Annotated in this window: 13 protein-coding genes; 5 read left to right on the top strand and 8 right to left on the bottom strand. The window is 66.0% G+C overall.

Annotated features, from left to right (window positions below; translation table 11 throughout):
- Nucleotides 1-9 precede the first annotated feature (9 nt).
- From QOJ24_RS14210 to QOJ24_RS14200, 3 genes are all read right to left on the bottom strand, one after another.
- The gene (locus QOJ24_RS14210; RefSeq protein WP_526262192.1) at nt 10-1,380 is read right to left on the bottom strand and encodes a sulfatase family protein; all 1,371 of its coding nucleotides are present in this window, start codon (nt 1,378-1,380) and stop codon (nt 10-12) included.
- A gap of 113 nt (nt 1,381-1,493) precedes the next feature.
- A complete protein-coding gene (locus QOJ24_RS14205; RefSeq protein WP_526262190.1) occupies nt 1,494-2,816 on the bottom strand; it encodes an adenylate/guanylate cyclase domain-containing protein in 1,323 nt (440 codons plus the stop codon).
- A gap of 19 nt (nt 2,817-2,835) precedes the next feature.
- On the bottom strand, nt 2,836-3,318 hold the full coding sequence (locus tag QOJ24_RS14200) for a hypothetical protein (RefSeq protein WP_526262188.1): 483 nt from the start codon (nt 3,316-3,318) through the stop codon (nt 2,836-2,838).
- Nucleotides 3,319-3,341: 23 nt separating this feature from the next.
- Here QOJ24_RS14200 and QOJ24_RS14195 point away from each other — a divergent pair, with 23 nt between their 5' ends.
- Complete coding sequence (locus tag QOJ24_RS14195) at nt 3,342-4,013, top strand: phosphatase PAP2 family protein (protein WP_526262186.1); 672 nt, start codon at nt 3,342-3,344, stop codon at nt 4,011-4,013.
- On the opposite strand, the gene QOJ24_RS14190 is transcribed toward QOJ24_RS14195, so the two are convergent.
- Nucleotides 3,967-5,460: a bifunctional phosphatase PAP2/diacylglycerol kinase family protein gene (locus QOJ24_RS14190; RefSeq protein ID WP_526262184.1), complete on the bottom strand. Its 1,494-nt coding sequence runs from the start codon at nt 5,458-5,460 to the stop codon at nt 3,967-3,969. The two genes, QOJ24_RS14195 and QOJ24_RS14190, sit on opposite strands and share 47 nt — an antisense overlap.
- A gap of 64 nt (nt 5,461-5,524) precedes the next feature.
- Here QOJ24_RS14190 and QOJ24_RS14185 point away from each other — a divergent pair, with 64 nt between their 5' ends.
- The gene (locus QOJ24_RS14185; RefSeq protein WP_526262381.1) at nt 5,525-6,178 is read left to right on the top strand and encodes a L,D-transpeptidase family protein; all 654 of its coding nucleotides are present in this window, start codon (nt 5,525-5,527) and stop codon (nt 6,176-6,178) included.
- 1 nt (nt 6,179) lies between these two features.
- Here the strand turns inward: QOJ24_RS14185 and QOJ24_RS14180 are convergent, their stop codons facing one another.
- On the bottom strand, nt 6,180-6,641 hold the full coding sequence (locus QOJ24_RS14180; protein WP_526262182.1) for a nuclear transport factor 2 family protein: 462 nt from the start codon (nt 6,639-6,641) through the stop codon (nt 6,180-6,182).
- A gap of 11 nt (nt 6,642-6,652) precedes the next feature.
- Entirely contained in the window at nt 6,653-8,158 is a 1,506-nt protein-coding gene (locus QOJ24_RS14175; RefSeq protein ID WP_526262180.1) for an FAD-dependent oxidoreductase, read from the bottom strand.
- Nucleotides 8,159-8,294: 136 nt separating this feature from the next.
- Between QOJ24_RS14175 and QOJ24_RS14170 the strand changes: the two genes are divergently transcribed.
- The 3 genes from QOJ24_RS14170 to QOJ24_RS14160 are packed head-to-tail and all read left to right on the top strand — an operon-like array spanning nt 8,295 to nt 10,947.
- A complete protein-coding gene (locus tag QOJ24_RS14170) occupies nt 8,295-10,118 on the top strand; it encodes an Hsp70 family protein (RefSeq protein WP_526262178.1) in 1,824 nt (607 codons plus the stop codon).
- A gap of 15 nt (nt 10,119-10,133) precedes the next feature.
- Complete coding sequence (locus QOJ24_RS14165; RefSeq protein WP_526262176.1) at nt 10,134-10,541, top strand: Rv0313 family protein; 408 nt, start codon at nt 10,134-10,136, stop codon at nt 10,539-10,541.
- A gap of 22 nt (nt 10,542-10,563) precedes the next feature.
- Complete coding sequence (locus QOJ24_RS14160) at nt 10,564-10,947, top strand: cupin domain-containing protein (RefSeq protein ID WP_526262174.1); 384 nt, start codon at nt 10,564-10,566, stop codon at nt 10,945-10,947.
- Here the strand turns inward: QOJ24_RS14160 and QOJ24_RS14155 are convergent.
- Nucleotides 10,944-11,933, bottom strand: a complete 990-nt coding sequence (locus QOJ24_RS14155; protein WP_526262379.1) for an ABC transporter ATP-binding protein — start codon at nt 11,931-11,933, stop codon at nt 10,944-10,946. The genes QOJ24_RS14160 and QOJ24_RS14155 overlap by 4 nt on opposite strands.
- The gene (locus tag QOJ24_RS14150; RefSeq protein ID WP_526262172.1) at nt 11,926-12,936 is read right to left on the bottom strand and encodes an ABC transporter ATP-binding protein; all 1,011 of its coding nucleotides are present in this window, start codon (nt 12,934-12,936) and stop codon (nt 11,926-11,928) included. Before QOJ24_RS14150 ends, QOJ24_RS14155 begins: the two co-directional genes overlap by 8 nt.
- Between the last annotated feature and the right edge of the window lie 4 nt (nt 12,937-12,940).

The raw sequence follows: 12,940 nt of genomic DNA, 5'->3' as shown, positions 1-12,940 counted from the left end.
TGCGCGAACCTAACTGTGTTCGTCTTCGATACCGCGCTCCGCGGCGATGGCGGACCGGCTTGTCAACGCCCGGCCGTGGATGCGTTGGTAGGTCTCGGTGTAGCGTTCAGAGATTCGAGTCCCCGCGAACTCCGACGGGATGACGTCGTTGGTCTTCAGTCGCCAGTCGTTCAGCAGCAACGCGAGCTCGTTCGATATCGCCTCCGCTTTGTCCGTCGCGTCAGGGCCGAGCAGATTTCGCGATTCGGTCGGGTCGTCGAGCAGGTCGTAGAGTTCGCGATCCGGGCGCGGACTGCCGACGGATTCCGCGACGGCCATACCGGGTGCACTGTCTGCGATGTCCCACGGCAGGTCGAGCAGGGGCCGGGACGCGTAGTTCTCGATGTAGCTGTATTCCTTGGTCCGGATCGCCCGGATCGGGTCGAAGGAATCGTGGTACGTCTTCGTCGTGTAGACCTCCGACCGTGCTGGCCTGCCGTTGCGGGAGGCGGAACGCAGCGCAGCTGCATGGGAGATCCCGTCGACCTCGGCAGGCGCCTGCACCCCGAGCAGCTCGAGCAGCGTCGGGACCAGGTCCACCCCGCTGAAGAGGTCGTCGTAGACGTGCGGCGATCGGCCGGTCCGCAGCGGCGGCCGGACGATGACCGCTATGCCGGTGCCCGCGTCGTACAGCGTCGACTTCGCGCGCGGCAACGCTGGGCCGTGGTCGGTCATGAAGACCACCCAGGTGGACTGGTCGATGCCGGTAACTGCCAGCGCGTCGAGCAACTGCCCGACGGCGGCATCGGCGACCGTGATCGAGCCGTAGAACTCGGCCAGGTCCTGACGAACCTCCTCGGTCTCCGGTAGATAGTCGGGTACCGCCACCGTGGTCCGGTCGGCTGGCTGATACCGGTCAGCCGGATACGGGCGGTGGGTCTCGAAGAAGCCGGCAGTCAACAGGAACGGCTCGCTGGGAGGATTGGCGAGCCACTCGACGGAGCGCTCCACCACATACTCGCAGAACGAGTTGGACACGTCGTATTCGTCGAAGCCAAGCCGGGCCGGATACGAAGTCTCGTGCTGCATACCGAAAAGGGCTGTATGCCAACCGTTCTCCGACAGGATCTGCGGTAACGTGCGGACGTCTGCCCGGTACTCCCAGCCGTGATGAGCCAACCCCACCAGCCCGTTGTTCTGCGGGTAACGGCCGGTGAACAGCGAACCCCGCGATGGTGAGCAGAGCGGCGCCGTGGCGTGCGCGCGGGTGAAGAGGACGCCCTCTGCGGCGAGTTGGTCGAGGCGGGGGCTGTCGACGTCGGGATGGCCGTAGGCACCGAGGTATCGCCCGAGGTCGTGCCAATGAACGATCAGCACGTTGTCCTTGTTCGGGTCGGTCACTGCGCATCCTTTCCCATGCCGTCGCTACACCGAACAGGTCAACGGGCCATTCGGCAACCGTTTGGCTCAGCGAGAGCTAGTTATCCACAGTTGCGGGTTGATAACACGCAACGCTAGGGAGAGGCGACGGCGGATATGTGCCATTCGCCCGGCACGCCCTTGAGCTGGTGAGCACCCCGGTCTTCAAATTCGATTCCTGACCCGATCACCAGGTCGCGCAGCGTGCGCGAGACGAGCACGTCGTTCGGTCCTGCCAGCGCGCTCACCCGCGCACCGATGTGCACGGCAATCCCACCGATGTCGTCGCCGCGAACCTCGCACTCGCCCGTATGCAAACCCACGCGCACCTCGATACCAAGGCCTTGCACGGCGTCGCGGATCGCCATGGCGCAGCGGATCGCACGCTGCGGGCCGTCGAACATCGCGAGGAAGCCGTCGCCCGAGGTGTTCACTTCGCGGCCCCGAAACCGCGACAGTTGCGCCCGCACGACGGAATCGTGCGCGTCGAGCAACGCGTGCCATTCCCGGTCGCCGATCTCCGCCGCGCGGCGCGTCGAGTCCACGATGTCGGTAAAGAGCACCGTGGCGAGAACCCGATCGTCGGCCACCTCGGCCCGCTGCCCGGTGAGGAACTCGGAAATCTCACGGAACGAGGAGCGCCATCCTGGTTCAACGAAGTGATACATGTTCCGGCCCGGGAGCTCGACGTACTTCGCGCCGGGTATGTGGTCAGCGATGTACCTGCCCCACTCGGGTGGGATCAACAAGTCGTCGGCGTGCTGGACAACGAGGGTCGGCACGCGCACGGTGGGAAGCACTGCACTCACGTCCAATTCGGCCAAGAGAGGCAACATAAGAGCAACGGTTCCTGGGCTCGCTGCCAGCCGTTCATGCCGCGCCCACCGGGCCCGGATTTCCTCGTTCCACGGCATCTCCGGATTCAAGAGGTGCTGGAACTTGCCTGTGCCCCACATGGAAACGAACGCGGCAAAGAAGTTATCCGACGTGAGCCCATCGGAACGTTCGGCACGCGCGTAGGCGTTGCCCTCGAGCACGATCAGCGCCGTGGTACGGGACGGATGTGTTCCCGCGAACAATGCGCCCGTCGCCAAACTGCCGACGCTGGTGAGGAGGACCGCTTCGCGACTCCCCAGATCGTCGAGCACCACCGTGATGCTGTCCGCCCATTGCTCCAACGTGGGCAGTGCCCCCGGTGTGATGGGGTCGGACGCTCCTGTGCCCGGCTGGTCGAAGAAGATCAATCGGCCAAGCGTCGTCACCGCCTCGACCCAACCCTGAAAAGGCGGCAGATCCGGGAGGTCTTCACAATTTGTGAACCAGTTCGGAACGAACACGATGTCCCGAGGACCTTCATGGGAAGCGCGGTAGGCGACGCGCAGGTCCCCGTTCATCGCGTAGCGCGTCTCCGAGAACATCAGCCGCCGCCCTTCTCGCTCAGCCTCTTGCGGGGACGCCGACCGCCCGAAGGACGTACTCGGGCGGTCCTTCGAACGCCAGCGACCTGCGGGGCAAGCGGATCAGGACGTCTTCGGGGATCGAGGTCTTGTAGTCCAGCGACAGATGACCGTCGAACTTCGGGTCGACCTGTCCGATGTCGACCTCGATGTGCACCCCGGCGTCGGAGATGTCTGCCGTGACCGGCCCGTCCTGGGCGGCGTCCCACCGTTGGTCGATGGTGCGGCCCGCGAGCTTGGGTACCGACGACAGCGTGCCGAGGACGCGCTGCGAGGTGATCACCAGCGAGCCGACATAGCTCGAGATGTTGGTATTGGCCCTCTTGCCCGGCACAGATCCACTGAATCGCCTGGTGACCGGGAGGAACTCGGCCAGATAGATGACGCCCTCGGCTTCGGCTTGTGTCCGGAGGTCCTCGGGCAAACCTCCGATGCGGAGCAGCTTGCGCAGAAACACGGCCATGAGGGCACCGTAGCGTGGAACCCGTGACGACGCGGAAATGGTGGTTGGTCGGCCTGGCCGCGTCAGCCCTCGGCCTCTACTTGTTGCTGTGGTTCGGCGTCACGGCGCAGTGGCAATGGATCGACACCATGGACCGGTCTGCCCTCGACCCCCTGCTTGACTTCGCCATCTCCCACCCCGGCTGGGTGGTGTTCTGGGACTGGTTCTGCCTTGTGTTGGGGCCGACCGCGTTTCGCCTGGTCGCCTTGGTCGTGATCGTCGTCGCCCTGGCCCGGCGCAACGTACGGACGGCGATGTTCCTGGTGATTTCGGTCGAGCTCAGCGGCTTGATCACCGAGGCGACCAAAGCGGTGGCAAATCGTGCGCGACCCGAAGGGGCTCTGGTGAACGCGCTGTCGACGTCGTTCCCATCGGGACATGCCCTCGGCGTGATGGTGGGCGTGCTCGCATTGCTGACCCTCCTGGTGCCCATCGTGCCCGGACCGCTGCGAGCCTGGCTGGTCGTTCTCGGCGTGATCATCGTGCTCACGATCGGCTTCGGGCGGGTGGCGCTCAACGTGCACCACCCGTCCGACGTGTTGGCCGGATGGGCTCTCGGTTACGCCTGGTTCGTCGTATGCCTGTTGGTGGTGCCGCCCGCCGTGCCGATCAGGGCAGCGGACGAAAAACCGGTAGCGCCCGGTAGTTCACCCTGAACCGCGCCTCACCGCATTCGGTGCCGATCTCGCCGTCATGCGCGAGCTCGGTGCACCCGTCCACGGCGGTGAAGGCGAATTCGGGCACCCGCATCTCGTGGTAGAGCGGGCTGCGGGTCAGCCGCCCAAGCGCCAGCGAGCTGACGATGCGCAGCCTGCTGAACCGGCGGCCGGTTTCGAGAATGCGGACGTCCATCAGGCCGTCGTCCATCCTCGTGCGTCGTGACGGCGCGAAGCCCGACGGCAGATACGTCGAATTGCCCAGAAAGAACAGCGATGTCTGCAACGTCTTGTTGTCGTAGGAGATCCTCACCGGCTGGTCGCGGCGCAGGGTGTGGAACATCGCGTACAGGCCTGCGAGTGGCTTGCCGATTTTGTGTTCCAGCTTTTCGCGTGTCTGCACGAACCGTGGATAGGCGCCGATGCTGGCCGTGTTGACGACGATGTGTTCGTCGTTGAGGCAGACGAGATCGACGCAGGAAATGTCGCCGCGTTGAATCGCCCCGACCGTCTTGGCCACACTGTCGCAACCGATGTCCTTGGCGAAGTGGTTGAAGGTGCCGCCGGGGAAGACTGCGAGCGGAATGTCGTGCTCGACGGCGATGCCCGCCGCGCACGACACAGTGCCGTCGCCGCCGCCGACGGCGAGGACCTCGGTGCGCTTGGCCGCGTCGCGCAACGCCTCCTCGATGTCGTCGTCGTCGCCGAGCTCGACGATTTCGGCTCTGGGCAGCGCTTCTCGCACTCCGTCGACGACGCGGGCTCCCGTCCCGCTTCCCGACGCAGGGTTGATCACCAGCACGACGCCCGCGCCGTCGGGTCGCGGCAGCGTGGGGACCCGCAGTGGATCGGCGGTGGGAATCTTCGTCGGCGTGATCGGCGGCACGATCCGCCCGCCAAGCACTGCGATGCCCGCCCCGATCCCGAAGCCCGCGAACACGTCACCGGGATAGTGGGCTCCGACGACGACGCGCGACAGGCCGACCAGGCCGGCGAGCAGCGCAAGGCCCAAACCGACGGGCGGGTTCTCGAGCCCCACTCCGACCGCGAACGCCGCCGCGCTCGCCGAGTGACCGGACGGCAGCGAGTTCGACGTCGGGAAGCGTCGGCTCTGCCGGGCCAGGGGCACCAACGTTCGGTTGGGCCGTGCCCGCTTCCAGACGCGCTTGGCGAACTGGTTGGTGAAGGCGCTGGTGATGGCCAGGCTCATGACTCCGCGGATCGCACCTCGGGCGGACGCCTTGTGTCGCGACGCGATCAGCCCGGCGGCGATGACGAACCACAGTTTGGAGCGATCCGCGGCCCAGCTCAACCGCGGCATGGTGGCGTCAAGAAGAGGGCTCGGCGATTCCGCGACGGCCTCGAAGACCTCGCGATCAAGGGTGCCCAGACCCTGACCGATCTCGGTCAGACCGCGCAGACCCTGTGGCTTTCGACGGAATCGCATGACGCAAACTTACCCAGCGGGCGAGCCGCCCAACCGGCGCCTGATCGTGTGCAACCATGAGCGCGTGCGCCGATGGCTGGTTCTGCTGCTGCCATTCGTACTGGCCATGATTGCTGCGCCGGTGGGTCAGGCCGATTACACGCCGTGGTTCGCCCCGAACGTCGGTAACGCGACCCAGGTCATTTCCGTTGTCGGAACGGGTGGTTCGTCAGCGAAAATCGACGTCTTTCAGCGCACCACGGCCGGCTGGCAGGCGGTCAGGACTGGCATCCCCGCGTTCGTCGGTGAGAACGGGATGGCCCCGGAAACCCATGACGGCCAAGCCAAAACGCCGATGGGAGTCTTCAGCCTCGACTTCGCCTTCGGCACGGCACCCAACCCCGGCGGCGGCCTGCAGTACGTGCAGGTCGGGCCCGACCATTGGTGGGACGGCGATATGAAGAGCCCGACCTACAACACCATGCAGGTGTGTGAGAAGTCGAAGTGCCCGTTTCGCACCGATCGGGCCAGCGGCACTGAAAACCTCGAGATTCCCCAGTACGTGCATGCGGTGGTGATGGGCGTCAACAAGCAACGGGTGCCCGGTAACGGCGGTGCCTTCTTCCTGCACGCCACCGACGGCGGACCGACCGCCGGCTGCGTCGCCCTCGATGACGGCACCCTTGTCGAGATCATCCGCTGGCTGCAGCCGGGCGCTCTGATCGCCGTCACCCAGTAACTCAAATATTCAGCGCCTCACCGGGTTTCACCTTAAAGTTGGTGATCGCCTCGGTGGACATGTTCACCTCATAAGTGCGCTGGTATCCGGTCGCGGAGATGCGCCAACCGTCGGGGGTGCGTCGATAGCGGTCGTGGTAGAACGCGGCGCCGTAGAGCATGAAGTTGAAGTCGGCAACGATCACCCGGTCCTGCAGGTACCACGTGCCGGTGGCTTCGTCGCCATCGACGTCGATCTCGGGATGCGTCACCCGGTGTTCGGTGAGCACGCTTGCGGGCATGGATGTGCGCATGAACTCGACCAGCGTGTCACGGTCGGTGAAATGGTGTTCCTCACCGACCGAGCTGCCGTAGTCACCGGCGATGTCCGCGGTCAGCGTGTCCGCGAAGTCGTCCCAGTGTTTGGTGTCCAGCGCCCGCAGGTACCGGTACTTGACCCGCTTGATGTCGTCGATATCGCCCATGCGGGGGGATACTACTGAGCTGCGGTGAGATCCCTGGTCGCAGGACCTTCCAGCAGCTTGCCGTCTGGTGCGAATCTCGAACCATGAAGTGGGCACTCCCAGGATTCGTCGGCGTCGTTCCAGTTCACAATGCCGCCGAGGTGCGGGCACACCGGTGAAACCCGGCGCTCCACGCCGTCCACCACGCTGCGACCCTCGAGCTGCCACGGAGGGCCGCTGACGACGCCGCCGTCGTCGGGCGTGCGATCGCCGATCCGTGTCACCGGGGTGATCCAACCACGTGCAAGGTAGAGGCCGACTTCGGCGTTGAGCTGCATGGCTTTCGGGATTCCGGACAGCTCGTGAGGACTCCAACTGGCGAACGACTCGGCCCAATCCATTCGGCCGCCGAGGATTCGGCTGGCCAACGCCAACGCCGCAGCTGTCCCGTTCGTCATGCCCCACTTGTCGAAACCCGTCGCGACGAAGATCTTGTCGTTTCCGGGCAGTATCGGTCCGACGTAGGGCAGCTCGTCGATCGGCGAATAGTCTTGCGCAGACCAGTAATGCGTCTGCATCGCACCGGGGTAGTGCAACTTCGCCCATGCGTCGAGTTCCTGCACCGACGACGCCGGATGTTTCGCATGTCCCACCGGATGTCCGGCGCCGCCGACGATCAAACGCTGGCCGTCCTCGGTCGGCGCGTAGCGCACAGAACGAGTGGGGGAGTCCGTCGAGATGTACATGCCGCTGGTGATGTCACCCGGTACCCGGTACGCCATGCAGTAGGACCGCTGCGGCTTGAGGCGCGCGAAGAACCCGCCACGGTCGAGGATCGGAATACCGGTGGCGAGCACACACTGCTTCGCCTTGACGGTGAACTCGTCGGCATCGGTCGTGCGCACGTGCAGCGCCAACTCGTCGCCTTCGCCCGAAACCTTCTGCACGCGAACGCCTTGCGCGAGACGGCCACCCCGCTCTTCGAGCTCCACGATGAGGCTGTCCAAAAACGGCATCGGATCGAACTGGGCCTGCCCGGCGAGGCGAACGCCGCCGTGAAACGGGAACGGGACGTCGGCTTCGTCGACCCACTCCGCCTCGAGCCCGGCTGCTTTGCACGCCTCGAGCTCACCCTTCGCCGACGGAACACCTTCTTCGGACTGCGCGTAAGTGAAGGCGTCCTCGCGCTGCACCGAGATGCCGTGCGCCTCGCAGTGCCCGATCAGCCACTGCCGGCCCTCGCGATTGCCTTCGACATACTGCTGGGCGCGTTTGGGGCCGTGCTTGCCGACGATCTTCGACAGCTTGGTGCCCTGCAGCAGGCTGATCTTCGCGGTGGTGTTGCCCGTGGTGCCCGCGCCGGCCGAATGCGCTTCGAGCACGATCACGTTTTTGCCCGCCCTGGCCAACAGCACGGCCGTCACCAGGCCGGTGATTCCCGCACCGACCACCGCCACGTCGGCGTGGCGGTCGGTCTCCAGCATCGGATTGGGAGGTGATGGTTGATTTGCTCGGTTGGCCAGCCACAACGAAGTCATGGAGCACGCATTACCCGGCGAGGGGGCGACGAAACGCGACCGCTCAAAAGCATGGTGGCGGAACACCGTTCAAACGGCCTGCTCGCGGAGTGTCTGAACGGTATCGGCACTCAACGCAGCTATCGTGTGGGCCGTTATGAGCGACCCCCTGGGGTTGTCGGTCGGGACAACAAACCTGGTCGCGGCGCGTGTCGGCAATCAACCTGTGACGCGCCGCTCGATGCTGACCCTCGGGCAATCCGGCGGCACGATCACCGGCTTCGTCGAGCGGGTCGGGGACCGGGTGCCGCTGGTGACGCCCGACGGGACGAGCTACCTGGCCGAACAACTGCTGGTCGAAGCGCTCGACGCCATGGTCGAACTGGGCGGTGGGCCGTCGTCCGACGTCGCGATCGCGGTGCCCGCGCACTGGAACGCGACGACGATCTGGGCATTCCGCGGCGCACTGGGCAACAGCAAGACGTTGTCGCAGACCACCCAGCCGGTTCGGGTGGTCTCCGACGCCGTCGCCGCACTGACCGCGCTGAAGGCCAACCCGGGGATCGCCGCGGACGGCATGGTCGCGCTGCTGGACTTCGGCGGAAGCGGCACCAGCCTCACACTCGCCGACGCTACGGCCGGGTTCGAACCCTCCGGCGAAACCGTTCGCTACCCGGACTTCTCCGGCGACCTGATCGACCAGGCGTTGCTGGCCCACGTCCTGGAGAACCTCGCCGACGAGGTCGACCCCGCCGGAACCACGGCGGTCGAGTCGCTGACCAAGCTGCGCGAGGAGTGCAGGCGCGCCAAGGAGCGGCTTTCCGCCGATACGGCGACCCAACTCGTCCTCGATATCCAGGGCTATCGAGCCGATATCCGGATCACCCGGGACGAACTGGAGGATCTGGTCCGGCGGCCGCTGGACGGCGTCGTTGCTGCACTTGACGAGTTGACGGAGCGCAGCGGCACCTCACCGACCGGCCTGGCCGCCCTTGCGATCGTCGGTGGCGGAGCGGGCATTCCCCTTGTCGCTCAGCGGCTTTCGGAGCACACCCGGCTTCCGGTGGTGACCACACCGCAGCCCGCCCTCAACGGCGCCGTCGGCGCTGCGCTGTTCGCCGCCTTCGGGGCCGATGCCGAAGCCCCCACCGGAGCCAATGCAGCGACCGCGATCGACGCGGACGCCCCGACGGGTGCCGCCGCAGCCGCCACCGATGCAACGGCGGCCGAGCCCGTCTATGACGGACCAGGACCCGACTCACCTGGTTCGGCGACGTTCCGCGCGCTTGCCTGGTCGCAGGAGGAGATCGGCGACGATCTTGTTCCGTATACCGGTGAAAACCCCTATGAGACACCACAATCCGATGTCAGACCGGTGCTGGAGTATGTACCGACGACGGGCAGGATCTACCAGGAGCCGCGGCGGCCGTGGCACCGGCTGACGGCGCTGGCGATCGGTGTCGCCGCTGTCATCGCGATCATCACGGTCGGCGGCGTGGCTTACGCCCTGACCAGTGCGACGGAAGGCACCAAGGCCAGCGAGGCGCCGAAGCCGCAACCACCCAAGCAGCGCGAACCCGAGCCGCCGTCGCCGCCGAAGCAGGAGAGCCCCCCACCGCCGGAGCCACCGCCCCCGCCGCCGGCACCGCCGTCCGAGGTGACGATCACCAGCGAGGCGCCTCCGCCGCCGACACCGACGTGGACGCCGACGACGGAGCAGGTCACCACCACGAGAACGACCACCACGACGCCGACCACGACGTCACCGACCACAACCACGACGTCGCCGACCACAACGACCACGACGACAACTACCACGACCACGAGCACAACTCCGTCGATGACGACGAGCTACATCACGGTGCCGTTCGTGCCGGTGCCGGTGCCGATTCAGGTCCCCAACCAGGGGCCCCCTCCCCAGGCGCCGTACCAGCCGCCGGTGTACCAGCAGCCTGTGTATCCGCAGAGTCCCTGGGGGTAGTGGCACACTGGATGGATGAGCAGCAATGGTCCGTTCGGCTTCGACCCGGACGACTTCGATCGAGTGATTCGTGAGGCCGGAGAGGGACTGCGCGACGCGGTCGGGAAGCTCTTCGACATGACCGGCGAACGTGCCGGTTTGGGTGTCATCTTCGACGAGTTCTCCCGCCGCCAGCGCCACGAGCCGGAAACCACCGGCGAGACCGGCGATGGGGTGTGGTCCATCTACACCGTCGACGACGAGGGCAAGGCGCATGTCGAAGAGGTGTACGCCTCAGAACTCGACGCGTTACGGGCGAACAAGAACAACACCGATGCCACGCGGAAGGTGCGTTTCCTCCCGTACGGCATCGCCGTCAGTGTGCTGGACGCGTCGCCTGACGTCTCCGGCGATTCCGGCGATTCCGCGGGCGACACCGAATAGCCGCCTTTCGTAGCATTTGCGCATGCTGAAATACGCGCGCATGGTCACAGTCGCGGGCGCTACAGGTGCCGCACTGACTCTCGCCGGCTCCGCGTCGGCCACCCCGGCCGAAGGCGACGTCCAACGCACCGATCTGGCCAAGGGCACAACCGATACACCGATCTCGATCGTCACCAACGGCGAGGAGACCGCGTTCTACGTACAGAGCCTGGTTCTGCGGCCCGGCGCAAGCAGCGGCTGGCACGCCCACCCTGGACCCGAACAGTCGGTGATCACCGAAGGCACCGTGTTCGTCCAGACCGCCGCCAACTGCGCTCCGACGGCCTATTCCGCCGGCCAGACGGTGTTCCTGCCTGCCGGGACGCCCCACATCGCCGCGAACAGGGGCCCCGCCGCGTGCCCCTAGACGTTCTGCGGATGGTGGCAGGCGGCAAGGTGTTGTGGACGATGGTCGAGGAGTGCAGGCTCGTCTGACGTGCAGACCTCGGTCGACCACGGGCACCGCGTGTGGAAGCGGCAGCCGGGGGGCGGATCGATAGGACTGGGCACGTCGCCCTCGAGCACCAGGCGTTCGCGCGCGAAGTTCTGCTTGGGATCGGGAATCGGCACCGCGGACAACAGCGCGTTGGTGTACGGGTGGATCGGTTTGTCGTAGAGCTCGTCTGCGCCGGAGTCTTCAACGATCTTGCCCAGATACATGACCGCGATTCGATCGGATACATGACGGACGACGCCGAGATCGTGGGCGACGAACAGATAGGAAAGGCCGAACTCCTCCTGCACGTCCTCGAGCAGGTTGATGATCTGCGCCTGGACGGAGACGTCGAGGGCGGAAACGGGCTCGTCGGCCACGATCAGCTTGGGCCGCAAAGCAAGTGCGCGGGCAATGCCGATGCGTTGGCGCTGTCCGCCGGAGAACTCGTGCGGAAACCGGTTGTAGTGCTCGGCCTGCAGACCGACGCGGTCCAGCAGGTCTTGCACGCGCCGTTTCAGCTCGGCTCCGCGCGCGATCCCGTGCAGCTCGAGTGGATCGCCGATGATCTGGCCGACCCGCTTGCGCGGATTGAGCGAGGCGAACGGGTCCTGGAAGATCATCTGCATCTGGCGGCGCATCGGGCGCAATTCGCGGCGCGAGCGGCCGACAAGCTCCTCGCCGGCGAACCGGACCGACCCGGACGTCGGGGTGGTCAGTTGCAGGATCGCGCGGCACAACGTCGACTTCCCGCATCCCGATTCGCCCACCAGGCCCAGGGTTTCGCCTTCTCGCAGGGTGAAGCTGACACCGTCGACCGCCCGGACCCTGGCGACTTCGCGGTCGACCACGACTCCCGACTTGATCGGGAAGTGCTTGACGAGGTCGGTCACCTCCAGAAGCAGGTCGCCCTCAGCCATGGTGGGCCACGCGATCGCTGCCACGGTGCGCCTTGACATCGGGGTCGAGCCAGCACCGGTCGAGATGCGCTCCGCCGGTGCGCGCCTCGAGCGGGGGCAGTTCGGTGCACTTGTCGAAGACATGTGAGCAGCGCGGGGCGAATCGGCAGCCCGACGGTGGCGCCAGCAGGGATGGTGGCGCTCCGGGGATCTGCGTGAGCCTGGTTGTCCGTGGCTGGTCGAGCCGCGCGAGCGAACCGAGCAGTCCCCACGTGTAGGGATGCTTGGGCTCGTAGAAGATTTCGTCGAGCGTGGCGTCCTCGACGACCTGGCCCGCGTACATCACCAGAACCCGGTCGGCGATCTCGGCGACCACGCCGAGGTCGTGGGTGATGATGATGACTGCAAGGTCGCGCTCGCGATTGAGGCGGTCGATCAGCTGCAGGATCTGCGCCTGGATCGTCACGTCGAGCGCGGTGGTCGGCTCGTCGGCGATCAGCACGTCGGGCTCGAGCGCCAGTGCCATGGCGATCATCACCCGCTGGCGCATACCGCCGGAGAACTCGTGGGGGTAGAGCCGTACTCGCCGGTCCGGGTTGGGGATGCCGACCGACCGCAGCAGCTCGATCGCCTTGGCCTTGGCTTCCTTCTTGGAGACGTCGCGGTGTGCCCGGATCATCTCGGTGATCTGATCGCCGACGCGATAGACCGGGTTCAGCGCGCACATCGGGTCCTGGAAGACCATCGCAATCTGCTCACCGCGCACGTCCCGCAACTGATTATCGGTGAGCCCGTTGATCTCTCGGCCGCGATACTTTACCGAGCCGGTGATCCTCGCGTTCGAGGCCCGGGTCAGACCCGTCAACGTCTGGGCGGTCACGCTTTTGCCGCAACCGGATTCGCCGACGATCGCCAGCACCTCGCCCGCTGCCAAGTCGAAGGAGACGCCGTCGACGGCCTTGACCACACCGTCTTCGGTGGCGAAGCTGACCCGAAGGTCCTCGACTGTCATGATTGCGCTCATGCCG

Origin of the sequence: Mycobacterium sp. (genome assembly GCF_032159775.1) — a bacterium.
Taxonomy (GTDB): Bacteria; Actinomycetota; Actinomycetes; order Mycobacteriales; family Mycobacteriaceae; genus Mycobacterium.
This window is presented reverse-complemented; position numbering and strand designations above follow the sequence as displayed.

What these genes read in the sequence shown, in the direction of transcription:
- QOJ24_RS14205 (WP_526262190.1), bottom strand. Translation starts at nt 2,816, where the DNA reads ATGTTCTCGGAGACGCGCTACGCGATGAACGGGGACCTGCGCGTCGCC.
- QOJ24_RS14170 (WP_526262178.1), top strand. Translation starts at nt 8,295, where the DNA reads ATGAGCGACCCCCTGGGGTTGTCGGTCGGGACAACAAACCTGGTCGCG.
- QOJ24_RS14175 (WP_526262180.1), bottom strand. Translation starts at nt 8,158, where the DNA reads ATGACTTCGTTGTGGCTGGCCAACCGAGCAAATCAACCATCACCTCCC.
- QOJ24_RS14160 (WP_526262174.1), top strand. Translation starts at nt 10,564, where the DNA reads ATGCTGAAATACGCGCGCATGGTCACAGTCGCGGGCGCTACAGGTGCC.
- QOJ24_RS14200 (WP_526262188.1), bottom strand. Translation starts at nt 3,318, where the DNA reads ATGGCCGTGTTTCTGCGCAAGCTGCTCCGCATCGGAGGTTTGCCCGAG.
- QOJ24_RS14165 (WP_526262176.1), top strand. Translation starts at nt 10,134, where the DNA reads ATGAGCAGCAATGGTCCGTTCGGCTTCGACCCGGACGACTTCGATCGA.
- QOJ24_RS14155 (WP_526262379.1), bottom strand. Translation starts at nt 11,933, where the DNA reads ATGGCTGAGGGCGACCTGCTTCTGGAGGTGACCGACCTCGTCAAGCAC.
- QOJ24_RS14180 (WP_526262182.1), bottom strand. Translation starts at nt 6,641, where the DNA reads ATGGGCGATATCGACGACATCAAGCGGGTCAAGTACCGGTACCTGCGG.
- QOJ24_RS14150 (WP_526262172.1), bottom strand. Translation starts at nt 12,936, where the DNA reads ATGAGCGCAATCATGACAGTCGAGGACCTTCGGGTCAGCTTCGCCACC.
- QOJ24_RS14190 (WP_526262184.1), bottom strand. Translation starts at nt 5,460, where the DNA reads ATGCGATTCCGTCGAAAGCCACAGGGTCTGCGCGGTCTGACCGAGATC.